At 72.6% G+C, this 20425-nt stretch carries 13 protein-coding genes; 6 read left to right on the top strand and 7 right to left on the bottom strand.

The window, feature by feature from the left end:
* The 5 genes from VFJ94_RS01175 to VFJ94_RS01155 form a co-directional block, all read left to right on the top strand.
* The coding region (locus VFJ94_RS01175) for a hypothetical protein (protein ID WP_325002335.1) at nt 1-299 on the top strand (299 nt) is incomplete at its 5' end.
* Between the two features lie 8 nt (nt 300-307).
* A complete protein-coding gene (locus VFJ94_RS01170; protein WP_325002334.1) occupies nt 308-922 on the top strand; it encodes a hypothetical protein in 615 nt (204 codons plus the stop codon).
* A 365-nt stretch (nt 923-1287) separates the two neighbouring features.
* A complete protein-coding gene (locus VFJ94_RS01165) occupies nt 1288-2190 on the top strand; it encodes a hypothetical protein (protein WP_325002333.1) in 903 nt (300 codons plus the stop codon).
* Nucleotides 2180-6757, top strand: a complete 4578-nt coding sequence (locus VFJ94_RS01160; RefSeq protein WP_325002332.1) for a glycosyltransferase — start codon at nt 2180-2182, stop codon at nt 6755-6757. Before VFJ94_RS01165 ends, VFJ94_RS01160 begins: the two co-directional genes overlap by 11 nt.
* Before the next feature lie 2 nt (nt 6758-6759).
* A complete protein-coding gene (locus VFJ94_RS01155; protein WP_325002336.1) occupies nt 6760-7566 on the top strand; it encodes a DUF6270 domain-containing protein in 807 nt (268 codons plus the stop codon).
* On the opposite strand, the gene VFJ94_RS01150 is transcribed toward VFJ94_RS01155, so the two are convergent.
* The 7 genes from VFJ94_RS01150 to VFJ94_RS01120 form a co-directional block, all read right to left on the bottom strand.
* The gene (locus VFJ94_RS01150) at nt 7546-9924 is read right to left on the bottom strand and encodes a DUF6270 domain-containing protein (RefSeq protein ID WP_325002331.1); all 2379 of its coding nucleotides are present in this window, start codon (nt 9922-9924) and stop codon (nt 7546-7548) included. The two genes, VFJ94_RS01155 and VFJ94_RS01150, sit on opposite strands and share 21 nt — an antisense overlap.
* Before the next feature lie 46 nt (nt 9925-9970).
* Nucleotides 9971-12991 (bottom strand): hypothetical protein, encoded by a 3021-nt coding sequence (locus VFJ94_RS01145; RefSeq protein ID WP_325002330.1) that lies wholly within the window; start codon nt 12989-12991, stop codon nt 9971-9973.
* A 45-nt stretch (nt 12992-13036) separates the two neighbouring features.
* Nucleotides 13037-14179, bottom strand: coding sequence for a non-hydrolyzing UDP-N-acetylglucosamine 2-epimerase (gene wecB, locus VFJ94_RS01140; RefSeq protein WP_325002329.1), 1143 nt, complete (start codon nt 14177-14179; stop codon nt 13037-13039).
* A complete protein-coding gene (locus VFJ94_RS01135; RefSeq protein ID WP_325002328.1) occupies nt 14176-15141 on the bottom strand; it encodes an ABC transporter ATP-binding protein in 966 nt (321 codons plus the stop codon). Before VFJ94_RS01135 ends, wecB begins: the two co-directional genes overlap by 4 nt.
* A complete protein-coding gene (locus VFJ94_RS01130) occupies nt 15134-16015 on the bottom strand; it encodes an ABC transporter permease (protein WP_325002327.1) in 882 nt (293 codons plus the stop codon). The genes VFJ94_RS01135 and VFJ94_RS01130 overlap by 8 nt, the downstream gene beginning before the upstream one ends.
* Before the next feature lie 301 nt (nt 16016-16316).
* Entirely contained in the window at nt 16317-17300 is a 984-nt protein-coding gene (locus VFJ94_RS01125; protein ID WP_325002326.1) for a quinone oxidoreductase, read from the bottom strand.
* Between the two features lie 35 nt (nt 17301-17335).
* Nucleotides 17336-17824, bottom strand: a complete 489-nt coding sequence (locus VFJ94_RS01120) for a GNAT family N-acetyltransferase (RefSeq protein WP_325002325.1) — start codon at nt 17822-17824, stop codon at nt 17336-17338.
* A gap of 122 nt (nt 17825-17946) precedes the next feature.
* Here VFJ94_RS01120 and pcrA point away from each other — a divergent pair, with 122 nt between their 5' ends.
* Nucleotides 17947-20421 carry a DNA helicase PcrA gene (pcrA, locus tag VFJ94_RS01115; RefSeq protein WP_325002324.1) on the top strand — a complete coding sequence of 825 codons (2475 nt, stop codon included), beginning with the start codon at nt 17947-17949 and terminating at the stop codon, nt 20419-20421.
* Nucleotides 20422-20425 lie beyond the last annotated feature (4 nt).

The following is a 20425-nucleotide window of genomic DNA, read 5'->3' as shown; positions in this document are numbered from 1 at the left end:
TGTACGGATCTGGTGACGGCGGCGACGCCTGGATCACGGTGGTCCTCCACGACGGCCAGGACCACGTCGAGGTCGCCGACCAGATCCGCTCTGTCGCCGGAGTCAACGCCACCCTGACCCGGGATCTTGTCTGGCCGACGGGCTCCGCGAGGGTGGTGCTTGCGCTGGTTGACAACAGCACCTCGAAGGTCCGGACGCTGCTTGCCGTGAGAGGCATCGCCGGACGTCACGACGAAGTCCTTCTCGAGACGTCGTCGGCGACCCCCGTCGCGGGCCTCGACTCCTTCATTAGCAGATAGGACCGCTCATGCGCTTCAAGACGACGACCGCGAACCACGCGAGCGTCCTCTCGGCAGAGATCGATGAGTTCGATGGCTGCCCGCCGGTCACCGATCTCGAGATCGGGGTGGCACTTGACGGCGTAAGCCCCGACCGGGTGGCTGTGGGCGCCACCTTGGCGTTCGCGCCGTGGCTGGCCGGTCCCATGGAGGTGCCCAAGCCGGTTTCCGCGCTCACCGCCCAGCGGATCGGTGAGTTCTTCGGCATGCGGTGGGTTCATTGCGTGTCGGTGAGCAGAGGCGCGCTGCCGATCACTCGCGGCGGACGGACCCTTGGCCTGCGTCACGCTGGAGACTCTGTCGGTTCGGGCCTGCGCGAGGAGCTGCTCATCGACAGCGTCTCCTCCTTTGCCGGGATCCGCACCGAGGGGGACACGATGGCGATCGCCACCAACGCGGCGATGCTTTCCCCGCGGGGGACGGACCGGCAGATGGGGTTCGCCGACCTGGGAGTCGCCGTGTTGGTGGCCAGCTACCTGGACGTGAACGAGTACGTCTGTCCTGGCCTGGCCCGGCAGGATCGCGACGCCTTCGACCGCGCCACCATCCTCCTCGAGTCCGTAGGTCTCGGACTATCCGGATGACCGCGTCGTCGTCCGACTCCGCGAGCGAGCTCGTGACCCAGAGCACGCATCACGGCTCGGCTCAGGACCTCGTCGTCGCATACAACTTCCCGCCCTTCGTCGACGCCTCGGCGGTCACTGTGGCCAAACGGGTCGTCGAGCGAGGACGCCCCGTCGACGTGGTCAGCCAAGACCTGAGCAAGATCCGCCGCTCGGACTCGTCACTGGATGCACTAGTCGCTCCGTATGTCCGGCGCAGGATCGCGGTTCCGGGCACGCCCGTCTTTGCGCAGTGGCCCGGAATCAGGGCGTTCGTCGCGAGGGGGGCCGCAGTCGTGCATTCGTGGCGGGGCGGCCGGGCGTATCACTCGGTGTACTCACGAACCATGTGGCCGCACTCGCATTTCCTTGCTGCGTACGTCAAGGCGGAGGCGCCCTCGACCCGGTGGACGGCCGAGTTCTCCGACCCGCTCCTGTGGCACGTCGATGGTTCTGCTCGGACGAGCGACGCGGTACGGGCTGACCCGATCAGCCGCCGACTCTTCGGGGGCCTGAGCCCTGCGTTCCAGCGCGAGCTCGGGGCATCTCCCGGGGTCCTCCGTGCGGCGCAGCTCCTCCCATTCGCCCTCGCTGACGAGCTCGTCTTCACCAACGTCCAGCAGCGAGAGGTCATGGTCGGCGACCTGGGAGATACCGAGCTCAGGCGGCAGGTGTTGGCGCGCTCGATCGTCAGTCCCCACCCCACGCCGCCAGCCGAGTGGTATGCCGGGGTGCCATCCGTCCACCCACCGCGCGACCGTATCTCGATCGGCTACTTCGGGACCTTCTACGCCAACCGCGGACTGGGAGTCATGATCGAGGCTCTGCGCAGCCTGCCGAGGGAGCAGCGCAACCGATTCTCCGTGCACATCTTCTCGGCCGGGTCCGCGGCCGTCCGTGCGGCGGCAGAAAGAGCGGGAATCGGTCAGCTTGTGAGCGCCCACGACGAGCTGCCCTACCTGCGCTTCCTGCAGGCGGCGAAGGCCTTCGACTACCTGCTGGTCCAGGACACGCAGACCGGAGGCTTTCCGGTCGCCAACCCCTTTCTGCCCTCGAAGCTCAGCGACTACAAGGGGACGGGCGCCCGGATCTTCGCCCTCGTCGCTCCCGGCAGTGAAATGGCCGCGATGAGCTTTCCAGCGAAGGCGGTGGTGGGCGACGTGGGCTCCGTGCGCTCGGCCCTGCTGCGCATGACGGAGTCCGCCACGGTAGATCGCGCAGAGGGGAAGGGAGCGACCCATGCATGCTGACGAGAGCCGCGACCCGGCAGTCCTGGAGCGCCAGCTGCTGCAGGACTTCACGGCCGACCCCGCCGTCCTGCGCACGAGGTACCAGGGCCTGCAGGCGCGCGACGTGGCCGCACGCAAGCGCATCGCCGAGCTCGAGAAGGAGCTGGCCCGCCTGCGCAAGGTCGAGGCGGAGAACCGCGACCTCAAGCGGCGCCTGGGCAGCGCTCACGGCGCCCTCGACGCCTACCGCGCCGAGTCGGCCCGCCTCAAGGCCGACCTCAAGCGGCTGCGGGCCTCGCAGGCCTACCGGATCGGCCGCACCCTGGCGCGACCGGCGGCGCTGCTGCGCCGGCCCGCCCGCCCCGCGACGCCAGCGCCCGTCGCCGCCATAGAGGCGCCGCCGCTGCAGGCGGCGGTGGAGCCCGAGCCGAGCGTCACCGACCCGTCGGTCGGAGAGGTCCCCGACACCGCCAGCCCGCCGCCGTCGGTGCCCCGCCGCCTCAGCGAGTACACCTTCGACGAGCTCGTCGAGCGCTTCCACGAGCAGCCCGGTCCCGAGCGTCTGGGGCACGTGCTCTCCCGGGCGTGGTACCAGCAGGGCCTGATCACCGTGCCGGCCCGGCTCCTGCGCGAGCACCCCGACCACGCGGAGGCGCTGGACCACCGCAGCAAGGACCTCGCCGCCCGCATCCTCGGCGGCGACCGGGTGATCACGCAGGGCCTCGATATCCCGCCGCGGGCGAGCGGCCCGGCATACCGGCCGGAGCGCGACCGGGTCATGTACTGCGCCTACTCGACCCCCGCCTTCAACTCCAACGGCTACTCGCTGCGCACCAAGGGCGTCGCGGAGGGGCTGCGCAGCGCCGGCGCGGACGTCGTCGTCGTCGCGCGCGCCGGCTACCCGTGGGACGCCAAGATCGACGGCACCCGGCCGACCAGTCGCCGGCACGTCGCCCGCGTCGACGGCATCGACTACGTCCACCTGCCCGGCGCCAACCTCGGCACCAGCCCCGTCGACCACTACGTCCTCCAGTGCGCCGACGCCTTCGTCCGCGAGGCGCGGCTCACCCGCCCGAGCCTGATCCACGCCGCGTCCAACCACCGCGTGGGCCTCGCCGCCCTCATCGCGGCCCGCCGCCTCGGCCTGCCCTTCGTCTACGAGGTGCGGGGCCTGTGGGAGATCACCGAGGCCTCGGACAAGCCCGGGTGGGAGGACACCGAGCGCTTCGCCGAGCAGGTGGGGCTCGAGACCCTCGTCGCCACCGAGGCCGACGTCGTGCTCGCCATCACCACCCAGACCCGGGACGAGCTGCTGCGCCGCGGCGTCGACCCCGAGCGGATCCGCCTGGCGCCCAACGCGGTCGACCCCGCGGAGTTCGTCCCGCTGCCCAAGGACGTGGCGTATGCCGCCCGCCGCAAAGTCCGCACGGACGTGCCCGTCATCGGCTTCGCCGGGAGCATGGTCCCCTACGAGGGCCTCGCCACGCTCGTCGACGCGGCGGCCATCCTGCGGGACCGGGGCATCGGCTTCCAGGTCGGGCTCGCCGGGTCGGGCAGCGCGGAGCCGGAGCTCAAGGCCCGGGTCGCCGAGCTCGGCCTCGACGCGCACGTGCGCTTCCTCGGCCGCGTGCCCGCGGAGGAGATGCCGCGGGTGCTCAGCCTCTTCGACATCATGCCGTGCCCCCGGCTCTCCCTCCCGGTCACCGAGATGGTCTCGCCGCTCAAGCCCCTCGAGGCGTTGAGCTCGAGCAAGGCCGTGGTCCTGTCGGACGTGGCGCCGCACATCGACATCGCCGGCCCGGACGAGGAGCGGGCCCTGCTCTTCCCAGCGGGCGACGCGGAGGCGCTGGCCGACGTGCTGGCCCGCCTCATCGAGGACCCGCGGCTGCGCGCCGACCTCGGCCGGGCCGGCCGGTTGTGGTGCGTCGACGAGCGCAACTGGTCGACGCTCGGCGCAGCCATGCGGGAAGCGCACGCGGCCGCCGCGTCGGAGCACGACGCCCTCGTCGACCCCGCCCGGACCCGGGCCCCGTCCGACCTGCGGGTCGGCCTCATCGCCGACGAGTTCACCACCTCGACCCTGTCGGAGTCGGTGCAGGTCGTGCCCCTGGACCGGGAGGGGTGGCCGGCCCAGCTCGAGCAGGGCCTGGACCTCGTCTTCATCGAGTCGGCGTGGGAGGGCAACGGCGGCCAGTGGCACCGGGGCGTCGGCTACTACTCGCCGGAGGAGGACCGCGCGATGGCGGGCCTCCTCGCGGCCGCCAGGCAGCGCGGCATACCCACCGTCTTCTGGAACAAGGAAGACCCCGTGCACTACGCCCGGTTCGTGGCGACGGCGTCGCGCTGCGACCACGTGTTCACGACCGACGGCAACATGGTCGTGCGCTACCTGCAGGCCGGGGTCGGGCGGCTGCGCACCGCGTCGTCGCTGCCGTTCTACGCCCAGCCGCGCATCCACAACCCGCTCCCGGGCCGGCGGCCCTTCGAGCGCACCATCGCCTATGCCGGCACGTACTACGGCGACCGCTACGCGCAGCGGTCGGCGGAGCTGGCAAAGCTCCTCGGCGCGGCCCGCCCCCACGGCCTGGCCATCTACGACCGCCAGGCCGCGATCCCCGACTCGCCCTACCACTTCCCGCCTGCCTTCCAGCGCGACGTGCGCGGGAGCCTGCCCTACGGCGAGGTCATCGACTCCTACAAGTCGCACCTGGCCAACCTCAACGTCAACTCCGTCGCCGACTCGCCCTCGATGTTCTCGCGCCGGGTCGTCGAGGTGGCCGCGTGCGGCGGGGTGGTGCTCTCCGGGCCGGGCCGGGGCATCGAGGAGACCTTCGGCACGGCGATCCCGAGCACGGGCGACGCCCTCGTGTGGCGCGCGCTGCTGCGCGACTGGGCCGTCGACCCCCAGTCACGGCTGCGCGAGGCGTGGCTGCAGATGCGCGCGGTGCTGCGCTCGCACACGGTCGGCACCGCCCTGACGATCCTCGCCCGGACCGCCGGCATCCCGGTGACCGGACCGCAGATGCCCTCGTATGCCGTCGTGCTCGACGGGTCGCGCCCGGACCTGCTCGCCGCGGTGGCCGCCCAGTCCGTCCTCCCGCGGCGCGTCTGGGTGACGGACGGCCTCGAGGCCGCGTCGCAGGCCCTCACCCCCCTCGGCGTGGCGGTCTCGCAGTGGACCGGCTCGGTGCCCCGCGGGAACGGCGGTGGCGACGGCGGCGACGGCGGCGACGGCGACGGCTCGGCGGCGGCAGACTTCGTCGGGCGCCTCACCAGCCCGGTCTCCCGGACGCACTTCGAGGACCTCCTGCTCGCGACCCTCTTCGGGTCGTGGGAGCGGATCGCGCCGGTCAGCGACCCGCAGCTCGAGCACGGCCGGCCCATGGCCTCGCCGGTCGAGCGCGTGGACTCGGTCGATGGCCTCGTCGCGGCGGACGTCCTCGCCCGCACCGGAGACCTCGACGCGGCCCTGCGGTCCGACGACGTGCGCGGCGTGGAGCTGCTCGTGCCGTGGGAGCCGGCGCCGGTGTCCGGGCAGGCCGTCGCGCGGGCCGCGGCCCTGACGGCGTCCATCCGGGCGGGCGGCGTCGCCGGGCGCACCGTCGTCGTCGCCGGCCACGACCTGAAGTTCGCCAGGTTCGCCATCGAGGCCCTCGAGACCGCCGGCGCCGAGGTGCTGCTCGACGAGTGGCAGACGCACACGCAGCACGACGAGGAGCGCTCGCAGCAGCTGCTCGAGCGGGCCGACATCGTGCTGTGCGAGTGGGCGCTCGGCAACGCCGTCTGGTATTCCAAGCGGGTCCAGCCGGACCAGCGTCTGGTCGTGCGGGTGCACTCGCAGGAGCTGCGCCGGCCGCAGCTGGCCCAGATCCGGCACGAGGCGGTGGACGCCTACGTCTTCGTCGGCGACCTCATCCGCGAGGCCGCGATCCACAGCCACGGGGTGCCCCGGGAGAAGTGCCACGTGGTGCCCAACGCCGTCGACGTCGGCGCGCTCGACCTGCCGAAGCACGACGGTGCGCAGTGGGCACTCGGGCTCGTCGGCATCGTGCCGCAGTCGAAGCGGCTCGACCTGGCCCTCGACGTCCTCGAGCGGCTCCTCGAGCGCGACGGCCGCTACCGGCTGCGGATCAAGGGCAAGATCCCGGAAGACTACCCGTGGATGCTCGACCGACCGGACGAGATGGCCTACTACGAGGCGCAGTACGCCCGGATCGAGGGCCTCAACGCCTCGTTCCCCGACGCCGTCGTCTTCGACGGGCACGGCGACGACATGCCCGAGTGGTATGCCGGGATCGGCGTCGCGCTCTCGGTGAGCGACTTCGAGTCCTTCCACCTCACCATCGCCGACGGCGCGGCGACCGGTGCGCTGCCCGCGCTCCTCGCCTGGCCGGGCTCCGACCTCGTCTACCCGCGCGAGTGGATCAGCCCCACGGTCGACGCCCTCGCCGACCGGGTGGCCACGGTGGAGCGGGACCCCGCGGCATACCAGCGCGTGGCGCGCGAGCGCTTCGCCCTCCCGGCGGTCACCGACTCGCTCCTGCGCCTGCTCTCGGGCGCACCCATGTCGTCGGCCGTGCTCCCGTGACCATGGCCCACCAGGCGACGTCGACGGCGGACGACCATGGTGCGACGGGAGAGGCCGAGACGCGGGTCCTCATCCACGGCAGCTGTGTGTCCCGGGACACGTTCGAGGTGCTGCCGGGCTCGTTCCGCCTGCTGACCTACGTCGCCCGGCAGTCGTGGGTGAGCGCCGGCGTACCGGCCGAGGGCGTGGCCGGCCGGCTCAAGCAGCTGCCGTCGGCCTTCCAGGACCGCGTGGTCCGCGGCGACGTGCGCGGTGACCTCCTGGAGGTCCTCGAACGACTCGCTGGCGAGATCGACGTCGTCCTCGTCGACCTCGTCGACGAGCGCGGTGGCGTCGTGTCCGTCGGGGGCGGTTACGTGACGAAGCTCTCCGAGCTGTGGAGCGCCGGGGGAGCGGCGGCCACGTCCGGCGGCCGCCACGTCGCGTTCGGCACCGACGAGCACTTCGCGCTGTGGTCCGCGGCCGTGGAGCGCGTCGCCGCCCGGCTGCGCGCGTTGGACCTCTTCGACAAGGTCATCGTGCTGCGCACTCCGTGGGCGAGCGACATGCCGTCGGGGGCCAAGGTGCCCGTGCCCGGATGGATGACGCCTCCCGACGTGGCCAACGAGCAGTACGAGCGCTACTTCGCCCGGCTCGCGGAGGTGGGGTTCGAGATGATCCGGCTTCCCGACGAGCTGGCGCAGTCCACCGAGACGCACAAGTGGGGCCCGAGCCCGTTCCACTACACGGACGAGGCCTACGCCCATCTCGCGGGCGAGATCCGCGCCCGCGTCGAGGCGCGGCGGCGGTCAGCGCACGCGCACGGGTGAGCTCGTGACGGGCACCCGCTGCCCGTCCGTCTTGCGCACGAACACCCGACACCGGTAGGTGTCGGGCCGCGGCACGGTGAACGTGTGCGTGACCTCGCGCCGGTAGGGCGTCAGGGCGAGCCGTTCCCCGCCCCGGTGCAGCGAGAAGGCGCACGCCTCGACGTCCGACGCGGTGACCGTCGCGGTGACCTCCAAGGGACCGGTCTGGACCAGGGACACCGACAGCACCTCCTTGCCCAACGGGCTGCGCTCCTGAGCCGTCGGGATGCGCGTCCGGTCGGCAGGGTCGCCGCCGTCCCAGCCGGGTGGCCGCAGGATCCGGCTCGCGGCTGCGGCGATCTCGGTCGCCAGGTCGCGATACGTGCGGTCGTCGTAGTGGAACGGGGCCAGGCCCCACTGGTGCGTGGCCAGCGCGCGGGCCGCCTCGAGCGACCGGCCCACCACCTCGACACCGAGCACCTCGACCGCCCGGTCGAGGTAGGGCTGGGTGAGTCGGTTGGCCTCCTGCGCATCGAGCCCGAAGCTCGACGGCGTGAGCTCGCCCGTCGTGGACCGGGTGGCCCACGGGGGGGCCACCAGCACGGTCCGGTCGAGCAGGCCGAGGCTCGCCAGCAGGTCCCGCCAGGCCGGCAGGACCGCGCTGAAGCGGGCCAGGTGCTCGGGCGTGCCGAAACCGACGTGCGTGAGGCCGGAGGACGCCACCTCCGACGGTTGCGAGCGCACCTCGACCGAGTCGGTGCTCACGCCGCCGTCGGGATGGTCGAGGATGCCGAGCCGCTCGTCGACGAGGTCCCACAGCAGCAGGTCGACGTCGGGCGCCAGCTGCCGGAGCATGCCGGGCAGCGCGGACCGCGCGTCGGCCTCCAGCATCCGCCGCTGGAAGGGGCTCGTGAGCCGGGCCGGGTCGATGGGCGGCTGGGCGACCGCGCCGAAGGCGCTGATGAGGCTCTGGCGGGCCAGGTAGCCGCGCAGCTCGAAGAACCGGGGGTCGAGGAACTCGAAGGTGTCCCGCGCCACGCAGCTGCCCATGATGAAGGTGCGCAGGCGCTGCGGCTCACCGGGCAGGGCATCCAGCCCCTCCGCGGGGATGAGGCCCTGGTGGCGCAGCCGGTCGACGACCGCGAGGGGGGAGGTCCCCACGTCGAGCAGGTGCCGCAGCGCCTCGACGAGGACCGGCCGGGGCGGGGGGTCGTGGCCTTCACTCATGTCGGCCAGCAGCACGAGCGAGCCTGCGTCGTCGACCCAGCGGCCGGCGCCCAGAGATCGGAAGCGGCCCCGGCGCAGATACGGCGCGGCGTGCTCGGCGACGTGAGAGTCACCCGAGTTCTGCAGGTAGAGCACCCGGCGGCGCCCGCCGCCTTCGACGTCGGGGACCACGTTGTGCTCGACGTCCCCTCGGCGCAGTGCCGCGGACCGCTCGGCACGCGACATCGTGGCCACGGCACGGCGCGGCACACCGAGGGCGACGGAGAGGTACTCGGACACGACCCGGGGGATATGGTCCAGGAGGTCGGTCTGCGGGTTCCAGACCAAGGCCGAGACGGGGCAGGGCAGCCGGGCGGCGTTGAAGAGCGACGCGAAGCCGCCTCCCGACCCGCCGACGAGCAGCAGCTCGCGCCCGTGTCGGGTCTGGACCTCGGCGAGCAGCCGCAGCAGGGCGGTCTGCAGCTCGTCCCCGGCGCGACCGGCATACCAACCGAGCTTGAGGGTGACGTCGAGGTTGAGGGTCGGGTCGCTGATGGCCACGAACGGCGACTCGACGCTCCTGCCCAGGCCGATGCCGGAGAAGAACGGGCCGAAGTGCCAGCTCCGCTTGGTGACGGCGCCCGAGAAGATGACCGGCAGCGCGCGGCCCTCCGGGATGGTGCTGAGGTCGCCCCCGATGTAGAGGTCGACGTGCAGCCCGGTCGGCGTGCGCACGACGTGCACGCCCGGGGTCCACGCGGGTGACGCCAGGAAGGCCTCGATGGACGGCCACGCCACGACGGGCGTGTCCGGCAGGAAGCGGTCGTAGTCGCTGTCGGAGGGCAGCTGCTCTGGGCTCGCGGCAGAGTCACCCGGTGCGCCGGGGGTCACGGCGCCCGCCGTGAGCTCCAGGCGGTCGCTGACAAGCGCGAAGCGCTCGCCGCGGGTGGTCCGGACGAAGACCCGGCACCGGTAGGTGCCGGGCCGCGACACCCGGAAGGTGTGGATCGACTCCCTCACGTAGGGCGTCGCCTCGACGCGATCGCTTCCCCGGAAGAGGTGGAACGCCACCGAGTGAGCCTCCGCCGCGCGGGCCCGGACCGCGATGCCGCCCGGGCCGAAGGCCCGGATGTCCACGCCGTCGTCCGACGTCGAGGCGCGCTCGTCACTCACCGACGCCACCACGCAGGCACTCTACCCGCGGCCTGTCGCAGATGGTTCACCACGACGTGGCCCGCAGGAGGACCGACCGGGACGGGAAGTAGAGCAGGCCGTCGATCGCCCGGACCTTTGCCGGCGCCACGCCCCGGCTGGCGATGGTGTCGACCGCGAGCGTGTCGGGGTCCACGGCATACAGGCGCCCCTGGGCCGCGACGACGACCCGGCCGTCCAGCTCGGCGAGGTCGGCGCCCCGGTAGGTCGGCTCGTCCCGCTCCGCCCCGGGCAGGAGCGGCAGGGTGCGTCGCACCCTGCCGCTCGCGCGGTCGAGCTCGACGAGGGTGGTCGAGGTGGCCGCCCAGAGCCGGCCCTCGGAGTCGAGGAGCACCGCCGTGAACGCCTGCGCCCCGGGCAGCGGGGCCACGTGCCAGAGCGCCTGGCGGCTCTCGAGGTCGTAGGCGAAGAGCTCCGCGCTCGCGGTGCTGGGGCGCACGCCGAGGCCGCCCCAGCGCGACGTGCCGCCGTAGGCGACGTGTCCGGCGCCGGCGAGGGCGACGACGCTCTGGTCGGGCACGGGGCACCACACGGTCTGCGGCGTGGTGTCGGCCCCGTCGAACCACCCGAGCACCCCGCCGAGGCGGCCGTACTGCGGCACGGTGCCGAAGACGGTGCGGTCGCCGGATGTGGCCCAGGCGAGGGGGCGGTCCTGCCCGAGGGTGGGGCCGAGCGTCGCGAGCAGGCGCGGGTTCTCGCCGTCCACCCACGGCAGGGTCGAGTCGCGGCGGAAGAGGCGGGCCGAGGTGTAGCTGCCGAAGAAGTCGAAGCGGCCGTTGGAGACCATCCCCTCCACCTCCCCGAAGACGTCCCGGCCGACCGGGTCCGAGATGAGCGGGGTGAGCCGGGGCTGCGGGTCGGCGGGGTCGAGCATGGACAGGCTCGACCCGCCGAAGCCGCCGACGAGCACCTCCCCGCGGGAGCCGACGGCGAGCGACTTGATCGGCACCGGGCTGGGGCGCAGGTGCAGGCGGAGCGTCCGCACCGGGGCAGCCGGCAGGCTCGCGCCGGTCGCCGGGGGCAGCGCGCTCACGTTGAGCGCCGTCACGGTGTCGACGCCGTCGAAGGACAGGATCCAGTCGCCGTCGACGCCGCCGATCCGGGTGCGCACGACCGCCCGGTCGCGGCCCTCGGGTGCGGCCACGGTGGCCACCGCCCGCTTGGCTGCGGGACCGGTGGCCTGCGGGTCCACCCGCCACAGGCGGCCGTTGGTGAAGTAGTAGAACGGCGCGCCGTCGACCGTCGTGCTCGTCGGGGTCTGCTGGATCTGCCTGCCGCCGGCGTCCTGGCTGAGCGGCACGTCCCACGTCTGGCTCACGGTGTCGTAGACACCACGCCGCCCCTCCGGCAGCCGCGCCGCGAGGTAGCGGCCGTGCAGGTCGAGGGACACGACGAAGCCGCTCGCCACAGGGTCGGGCAGGGCGATCGTCGTGCGCCTCGACGGGTCCGCCGCGGAGATGCGGACGATGTCGGGGTTGACCGACCCGGTCCCGACGTAGACCCAGTCCCGGTCCACCGCGATGCTGCGCGCGTAGTCGTGTCCCGAGCCGACCGGGTCGAGGACGGTGAACGCCTGGGTCGCCGGGTCATAGGCCCAGACCTCTCCTCCCGGATAGCTGGCGCCCCATACGCGCCCGTCAGGGCCGGTCGCGAGGTCGAAGACGAGGCGGGCTCTTGGCGTGGCCCGGCCCAGGTCGGTCAGCGACTTCGTCGCGGGGTCGTAGCGCAGCAGGTGGCCGGAGCCGCCGCCGACGTAGAGCGAGCGGCCGTCGGCGCTCTCCGTCAGGCCCCAGCCGTGGACGAGCCCGGGCAGCCGGCGCACGTCGTCGACCGTCCCGGTCTGCACGTCGGCGATCTGGAGGCTCGCCGGGTCGCCGGAGACGATGGTGGCCAGCTTCGGGCGGCCACCCACGTTGAGCACCCGCGACGTCGCCGTCGTCGTGAAGCCGTCGAGCTGGGCGACCCGCTCGGTGCTCCAGCGCTGCGGGCCGGTGCCGGGTGCCGGCTCGACGGCGACGTCGTCCCAGACGGCCCGGCCCTGGCCGGTCGCGCTCGTGTGCACCTCGACGGTCGCGTATGCCGCCGTGTCCGGCGCGGGGTCGGTGACCTCCACCTGCGTCCAGGCCCCCGCGTCGGTGCGCAGGCCGTCGTGGACGTCCGTGGCCAGGAGGGTGCGAGCGGCGTCGTACCAGCGCACCGTGAGGCCGGCGGTCGGCTCCCCGGAGTCGACGAGGACCCATGCGGAGAACGTCTGCCCGACCGAGGGCGCCACCTGCACGGGGCCCGTGACGGCTGTGACGGCCTCGTCGGCGGAGCCGTCGGTCAGCAGCAGCGCGGCCGCCCCGGAGTGCCGCTCGCTCGTCGTGCGGGCGCTGTCGCTCCCGGCCGGGGCCACGCAGGTCCACGCCTGCGGGCAGCTCGAGTCGGGCCCCTCCGCCTCGACGCCCCCGTTGGGCACGGCGCTGTCGACGAAGCTGACGTCGTCCCAGCTGACCGCGCTCTGGACACCGTCGATGGCGGTGAGGGTGAGGGTCGCAGAGGCAGCGCCCGGCGGGGCCGTGGCGGTCGTGGAGACCCGCGACCACGCGCCGGTCGTCGTGCCGGTGGGCGCGGACGCGTCGGTGATCGGCTGTCCCGCGCCGTCGCGGAACTGCACGACGAGCTCCTGCCGGCCCGTGCCGACGAGCGAGAAGGCCCCGGCGGCATACGTGCGCCCGGGCACCACGGGCAGGCGCGGGAGGGCCGCGGAGGCCGGGGCTCCCCCCTCCGTGCCCGTGAGCTGCAGGGATGCGCTGCCGGAGTGCGCCTTGGTCGTCGTGGGGCTCACCACGCCGTCGCCGGCAGTCAGCACCCACCCCGCGCGAGCCGGGTCCCCCTCGAAGCCGCCGGGGATCGCCTGGGGGACGGGCTGCGGCGCCGGGCCGGGTGCCTCACCCGCGCGGCCGGTCAGGAGCAGCACCGCGGCGACGCCGAGCGCGAGCACGACGACGGCGGCGGCCACGATCGCCGCCAGGGACCTGCGTCTCACTCCTGCTCCCGCACCTTCATGTCGTCACGCGTGCCGTGCTCCGGTTCAGAGGCCGAAGTCGGGAATCCGCGTCCCCACGCCGAGCAGCTGCTCGATGGCCGCCACGGAGCGCGCGGCCGCCTGGCCGTCGCCGTAGGGGTTGACCGCGTTGGCCATGCTGGCGTAGTGCTGTGGGTCCGTGGCGAGCCGGCTCACCTCGGCGACGATGCGCTCCTCGTCGGTGCCGATGAGCTTCACCGTGCCGGCCTCCACGGCTTCGGGCCGCTCGGTGTTCTCCCGCATCACGAGGACAGGCTTGCCGAGCGAGGGCGCCTCCTCCTGCACGCCGCCGGAGTCGGTGAGCACGATGGTCGCCGCGGACATGATCCGGGTGAACTCGCCGTAGGGCATCGGCTCCGTGACGAGGACGTTGTCGAGCCCTTCGAGCGCCGGGAGGACCGCCTCACGGACGATGGGGTTGCGGTGCGCCGGCAGCACGACGGCATACTGCGGAAAATCGCGCGCGAGGCGGGCGACGGCGCGGCCCACGACCTCCATGACGTGCCAGTTCTCGCGGCGGTGCGTCGTCACGAGGAGGATCGGCCGGCCGGAGGCCTCGATCTCCTTCAGGTGCGGGTCGGTGAAGGGAATGTCCTGCCTGACGGTGTGCAGCAGGGCGTCGATGACCGTGTTGCCCGTGACCGCGATCGTGGCCGGGTCGACGGCCTCGCGCAGGAGGTTGGCCTTCGACGTCGGCGTGGGCGCGAGGTGCAGCGCCGTGACCTGGGAGGTGATCTTGCGGTTGGCCTCCTCCGGGAACGGCGAATGGATGTCACCGCTGCGCAGGCCGGCCTCGACGTGCACGACGGGGACCTTGCGGTAGAACGCCGCGATCGAGGCGGCCGCGACCGTCGAGGTGTCGCCCTGGACGACGACGGCGTCCGGGGCCTCGGACTCGAGGATGCCGTCGAGGCCGTCGAAGACCTTGGACATGAGGGTGTTGAGCGTCTGCCGGTGGGCGAAGACGTCGAGGTCGTGGTCTGGGACGATGCCGAAGATCTCGTTGACCTGGTCGAGCATCTCGCGGTGCTGGCCGGTCACCACGGTGACCGACTCGAGGGCCTGGCTGGCCTCGAGGGCCTTGATGACCGGGGCGACCTTGATGGCCTCCGGGCGGGTGCCGTAGATGGTCATGACGCGCTTGCTCATGAGTTCCTCTCCGTGGGGTGGCTCTGCCTCAGTCGGGCCCGCGCATCGTCGAGCAGTCCGGCCGCCTTGTCGTGCTCGCCCTTGGCGACGTTCCAGGCCCACCAGCGGTAGGCGCGGGCGGTCTCGTAGGCCGGTCCGTCGGCGACGAGCTCGCCCTGGTGCAGCCAGATGGCCCGGGTGCACATCTCCTCGATGGTCTGGGCGGCGTGGGAGACGAGGAAGATCGTGCCCGCGTGCTCCCGGATCTCGGCCATCTTGGCCTCGCTGCGGTCCTTGCTGGCCGCGTCACCGGTGGCGAGGGCCTCGTCGATGAGCAGGATCTCGGGGCGTGCGGCGGCGGCGATGGCGAACCGGAGACGGGCCGACATGCCGGAGGAGTAGGTCTTCATCGGCAGGTGGATCGACGGGCCGATGCCGGCGAGCTCGATGACCTCCGGCATGGCTGCCCGCACCTCCCGAGGGCTCTTGCCCATCGCGAGCAGGCCGATGCGGACGTTCTCGCGGCCCGACAGCTCCGGCAGCAGCGCCGCGTTGACGCCGAGGAAGGAGGGGGTGGAGGCGGCGAGAATGCTGCCCGACGTGGGTGTCTCGAGGCCGGCGATGACCCGCAGCAGCGTGCTCTTGCCCGAGCCGTTGTGACCGACGACGCCGACCGACTCGCCGGAGCGCACCGCGAAGCTCACGTCGTCGACCGCCTTGACGGTCACCGAGGCGGACCAGCCGAGCCTGCGCAGCAGGCGGCGACCGCGGGACAGGCGACGGTGGCCGCCGATGTCGTCCCGGGCCGACATCGGCACCTTGTAGTGGACGCAGAGGTTGCGCACGACGACCGACGGGGCTCCCAGGGGCACCTCGATGCCCTTCTTGGGGGCGTCACGGGCGGCATCCTCGGTGTCGGCGGTGCCCGCCTCGGCCGCGTCAGGCGGGACGAGGTGCCCGATCTCGCTGTCGAGGTCACTCACGGCCGTACTCCTCCTCGCCCTGCCAGAAGTAGAGGAAGCCGATGAGCGGGGTCAACACGGCCCACAGGGTGAGGGTGATCCACAGTTTGGGGTCGGGCACCTTGCCGTAGACGAGGAGGTCGCGGGAGAGCTCGAGCACGCAGTAGAGCGGGTTGAGCTCGAGGACGGTCAACAGGCGGGGGTGGTTGATGAAGCGGTCGAGCGCGAACATGACACCTGAGCCGTACATCCAGAACCTGGTGATGAAGCCGAACAGCAGCCGGGCGTCGGGGATCGCGGAGGTGATGCGCGCGGCATAGAAGACGAGGCCGGCGTTGAACATGGACTGGAGCACGAACACGAGCGGGTAGAGCGCCCACAGCCACGTGATGGTGGCTCGTGGCGGGATGACCGCGATCATGACGAGCATCATCATGATCACGGGGAGCGTGGAGATGACCTGGCGCAGCACGATGGCGATCGGCACGGTGGCGCGCGGGAAGGCGAAGGCGCGGATGATGTTCTTGCCGGCGCTCATCGCCGTGGCGCCCTCGGTCAAGGATCGCGACGTGAAGGAGAACAGGTAGACACCGATGAGCAGCCAGGCGATGTAGTTGTCGACGCCCTTCGACGTGCCCAACATGACCCCGAAGACGAGGAAGAACGCGAAGCCGTCGAGAAGTGGCCGGCCGATGAGCCAGCCGTTGCCGAGGAGCATGTCGCGGTTGCTCGACAGGGCGCGGGCCCGCGCGTCGGCCCGGATGAAGTGGCGACGGCCCCAGATGCCACGAATGTAGTCGCCGAGCGGTGGCCGGGTGCCCACCGGCCGGAGGCCGCTGATGTCGACGGCGTGGCCGTTGATCTCGACGATCGAACCGGCAGTCGCGCTGCTCATCTGTCTCGTGCCCTCACGTCGTGCTCTGCTCTTCCTGTGGTCGCGGTCGGTCGCGTGCCGTCGGTGCGCCGGCGTGCCCCCGACAAGGGACAAACCCGCCAGAGCCGGTCCAGTCTAACGGCCGCTCGGCGGCATACGGCCGCGGCGACCGTCCCCCGCGCCCCGACGCGTGCCTGGGACGGAACTGGCCACTCGACCGGGGGTGGCCACCCCCCTCACGTCGAGTGGCCACTTTCGTCCCACCCCCCCACGTCGAGTGGCCACTTTCGTCCCGACCCGCGCTGCTCGGAGGGGCTCCAGATCAGTCCCCGGGGACGAGGATGAGCTTGCCCGTCGTGCGCCGGCCCTCGAGCGCCTCGTATGCCGCCGCCGCCTCGGTCAGCGGGTAGCGCCCGCCGATCTCGAGGTGCAGCGACCCGTCGGCGAGGGCGCCGAGCACCTCGCTGGCCCGCCACTCGTACTCCTCGCGCGTCGCGATATAGGCGCCGATCGAGGGCCGGGTCAGGAAGAGGGAGCCGAGCTGGTTGAGCCGCTGGATGTCGAAGGGCGGCACCTGGCCGCTCGCGCCGCCGAAGAGCACCATCAGGCCGCGCGGCCGCAGCGACGCCAGGGATGCCTCGAAGGTGGACCTGCCCACCCCGTCGTAGGCGACGTCGACGCCCCGCCCGGCCGCCGCACGGACCGCGGCCGCGAGGTCGGGCACCTCGGAGTAGTTGATGGCCGCCGTAGCACCCAGCGAGCGGGCGATCTCGCACTTCTCGTCGGAGCCAGCCGTCGCGACGACCGAGCCGCCGCGCGCGGTGACCATCTGCACGAGCAGCTGGCCCACTCCGCCCGCGGCCGCGTGGACGAGCGCGACGTCGCCCTGCTTGACGGCATACGTGGAGGTGACGAGGTAGTGCGCCGTGAGGCCCTGCAGCATCGCGGCGGCGGCCACCTCGAGGTCGAGGCCGTCGGGGACGCGCACAAGCGCGGAGCCCGGCTTGTTGACCACCGTGGCCTCGCTGCCGAGCGACTGGCACCACGCGACCCGGTCGCCGGCGGCATACCCGTCGACGTCAGGGCCGACGGCGACGACCGTGCCGGCACCCTCCTGCCCGAGGACGAAGGGGGTGGGGATGGGATAGACCCCCTGACGCTGGTAGACGTCGATGAAGTTGACCCCTGCGGCGGCCACCTCGACCTGCACCTCGCCCGGCGCCGGGGGCCCGAGCTCGGCCGAGCGGGTCTCCAGGACGTCACGGTCTCCGGGGCGCGTCACGACGACGCTGGTGGCGGTGGTCATGCGCGCCAGCCTACGACCGGGCCGGCCCCGCCGGCCTACGACCGGGCCAGCCGCGCCAGGGCCTCGCCGTCGAGGCGGTACGTCGTCCACTCGTCCTGGGCCACGGCCCCGTGCGCGCGGTAGAACTCGATGGAGGGGGTGTTCCAGTCGAGCACCCACCACTCGAGCCTGGTCCAGCCGCGCTCGACGCAGACCTGAGCGAGGCGTCCGAGCAGCGCCGTGCCGATCCCCAGGCCGCGCTGCTCCGGCTCGACGAAGAGGTCCTCGAGCCACAGCCCGCTGCGCCCGGTCCACGTGGAGAAGGACGGGAACCAGATCGCCATCCCGACGACGTGGCCGGCCCGCTCGGCGACCAGGGCGTATGCCGTGGGGCCGCCCCTGGGCGGGAAGAGCGCCGCCGCGAACTGCTCGGGCGTCGCGGTGGCGGCCTCGGGCTCCTTCTCGTAGACGGCGAGCTCCCGCACGAGCCGCAGGAGGTCGGGCACGTCGGCCGCCGTCGCGTCCCGGATGGTGAACCCCGTCATCGCCCGATCCCACCACACCCCAGATATCTGGGGGGCTGGGTATCGCTGGGGCGCTATCTGGCCCCCCAGATATCTGCGGGGCTGGGAGGTGTGTCGGCGGGGGCACGTAGGCTGGTCCGATCATGAGCACGCTGTTCGATGACCTGCCCATCTCCGGTCTCGGCCCCGGCGTTCCCGCGCCGGGGCGCCCGAGGGACGTCACGGAGCAGGGCGTGCCGACCTGGGCGGAGGCGGCGGCCCGGGGCGGCGTGTCGCAGGACGAGCGGCATACCGGCGCGGACCCCGGCACCCTGCTCGAGGGCCTCAATCCGCAGCAGCGCGAGGCCGTCGTCCATGAGGGCAGCCCGCTGCTCATCGTCGCCGGGGCGGGGTCGGGCAAGACGCGGGTGCTCACCCATCGCATCGCCTGGCTGCTCGGGCAGCGCGGTGCCCAGCCCGGCCAGATCCTCGCCATCACGTTCACCAACAAGGCCGCCGCAGAGATGCGCGAGCGGGTCGCGGCGCTCGTGGGGCCCCGGGCCCGGGCCATGTGGGTCATGACCTTTCACTCGGCGTGCGTGCGGATCCTGCGCCGGGAGGCGGCCAAGGTCGGCATGAAGTCGACCTTCTCCATCTACGACGCCGCCGACAGCCAGCGCCTCATGTCGCTCGTGCTGCGCGACCTCGACCTCGACCCCAAGCGCTACCCGTCGCGCAGCTTCTCGGCGCAGGTGAGCAACCTCAAGAACGACCTCATCGACGAGGAGACCTATGCCGCCCAGGTCGCCGAGGGCAGCCACGGCGCCAACCACTCCGAGCGGACGCTCGCCGAGGCCTACACCGGCTACCAGCGCCGGCTGCGGCAGGCCAACGCCCTCGACTTCGACGACATCATCATGATGACCGTCAACATCCTGCAGGCCTTCCCCGACGTGGCCGAGTACTACCGCCGGCGCTTCCGGCACATCCTCGTCGACGAGTACCAGGACACCAACCTCGCGCAGTACCAGCTCATCCGCGAGCTCGTCGGGGTGCGCCCGGGTCCTGGGCGGGAGGGCAGGGAGTATGCCGTGCCGCCGGCCGAGCTCGCCGTCGTCGGCGACTCCGACCAGTCCATCTACGCCTTCCGCGGCGCGAGCATCCGCAACATCCTCGAGTTCGAGAAGGACTACCCCGACGCGAGGACGATCCTGCTGGAGCAGAACTACCGCTCGACGCAGCGGATCCTGCGCGCGGCCAACGCCGTCATCGCCCGCAACGAGGGCCGGCGCGCCAAGCACCTGTGGACCGACTCCGGCGACGGCGCGCTCATCGTCGGCTACGTCGCCGACAACGAGCACGACGAGGCGGCCTTCGTCGCCAAGCAGATCGACGAGCTCGAGCGGGAGGACGTCCGCCCCGGCGACGTCGCCATCTTCTACCGCACCAACGCGCAGAGCCGTGCCATCGAGGAGGTGCTCGTCCGCGTCGGCCTGCCCTACAAGGTCGTCGGCGGCACCCGCTTCTACGAGCGCAAGGAGGTCAAGGACGCCCTCGCCTACCTCCGGGTCATCTCCAACCCCACCGACACCGTCAACCTGCGCCGGATCCTCAACACCCCCAAGCGCGGCATCGGTGACCGGGCCGAGGCCTGCGTCGCGGCGCTCGCCGAGCGGGAGCGGATCCCCTTCGTGGCGGCGCTCGGCCGGCCCGAGGACGCGCCCGGCATCGCGACCCGGTCCGTGGCCGCGATCAAGGCCTTCACGGACCTGCTCGAGAGCCTGCGCACGGTGCGCGACGGCGGGGCGGGGGTGGCGACCCTGCTCGAGGCGATCCTCGAGCAGAGCGGCTACCTCGCGGAGCTGCGGGCGAGCCACGACCCGCAGGACGAGACCCGCATCGAGAACCTCGCCGAGCTGGTCGCCGTCGCGCAGGAGTTCGACGACCGCAAGGCCCAGGAGGGGCTCGCCGAGGACCCAGCCGGGCTCGAGCCGGAGGACGTCGGCCCCGCGACCGACCTCGAGGAGTTCCTCGAGCAGGTCTCCCTCGTCGCGGACGCCGACGAGATCCCGGACTCACCTGAGGCGGAGGCCCTCGGCGTGGTGACGCTCATGACCCTGCACACGGCCAAGGGGCTGGAGTTCCCCGTCGTCTTCCTCACCGGCATGGAGGACGGCACCTTCCCGCACATGCGGGCGCTCGGCGACGCCAAGGAGCTCGAGGAGGAGCGGCGCCTCGCCTACGTCGGCATCACCCGGGCCCGTGAGCGGCTCTACCTCTCCCGGGCTGCGGTGCGCTCCGCGTGGGGCGCGCCGCAGTACCACCCGGCCTCGCGCTTCCTCGACGAGATCCCGTCCGACCTCGTGGACTGGCAGCGGCTCGGGCCCTCCTTCAGTGGGGCCCGCGGGGCGGGTGCGCCCGCTGTCGCCACCCTCGCCGCCCGGCCGGGGGTGCGCAGCCCGGGCAAGCGGGCCATCCTCGCGCTGCACGCGGGCGACCGCGTCACGCACGACGCCTTCGGGCTCGGCACGGTCGTGCGCGTCGAGGGTGAGGGGGACAAGACGATGGCCCACGTCGACTTCGGCGACACCGGCACCAAGCGGCTGCTGCTGCGCTACGCGCCGCTCGAGAAGCTCTGACCCC

This window comes from Intrasporangium sp., from assembly GCF_035688975.1.
Lineage (GTDB): Bacteria > Actinomycetota > Actinomycetes > Actinomycetales > Dermatophilaceae > CALMNV01.
Note: the sequence above shows the minus strand (reverse complement) of the source record. Positions and strands in the feature narration are given on the sequence as shown.

Bases quoted from the DNA above. Each gene is read 5' to 3' on its own strand.
- VFJ94_RS01120 (WP_325002325.1), bottom strand. From the start codon at position 17,824: ATGACGGGGTTCACCATCCGGGACGCGACGGCGGCCGACGTGCCCGAC.
- VFJ94_RS01170 (WP_325002334.1), top strand. From the start codon at position 308: ATGCGCTTCAAGACGACGACCGCGAACCACGCGAGCGTCCTCTCGGCA.
- VFJ94_RS01160 (WP_325002332.1), top strand. From the start codon at position 2,180: ATGCATGCTGACGAGAGCCGCGACCCGGCAGTCCTGGAGCGCCAGCTG.
- VFJ94_RS01125 (WP_325002326.1), bottom strand. From the start codon at position 17,300: ATGACCACCGCCACCAGCGTCGTCGTGACGCGCCCCGGAGACCGTGAC.
- VFJ94_RS01155 (WP_325002336.1), top strand. From the start codon at position 6,760: ATGGCCCACCAGGCGACGTCGACGGCGGACGACCATGGTGCGACGGGA.
- pcrA (WP_325002324.1), top strand. From the start codon at position 17,947: ATGAGCACGCTGTTCGATGACCTGCCCATCTCCGGTCTCGGCCCCGGC.
- VFJ94_RS01165 (WP_325002333.1), top strand. From the start codon at position 1,288: ATGTGGCCGCACTCGCATTTCCTTGCTGCGTACGTCAAGGCGGAGGCG.
- VFJ94_RS01130 (WP_325002327.1), bottom strand. From the start codon at position 16,015: ATGAGCAGCGCGACTGCCGGTTCGATCGTCGAGATCAACGGCCACGCC.
- wecB (WP_325002329.1), bottom strand. From the start codon at position 14,179: ATGAGCAAGCGCGTCATGACCATCTACGGCACCCGCCCGGAGGCCATC.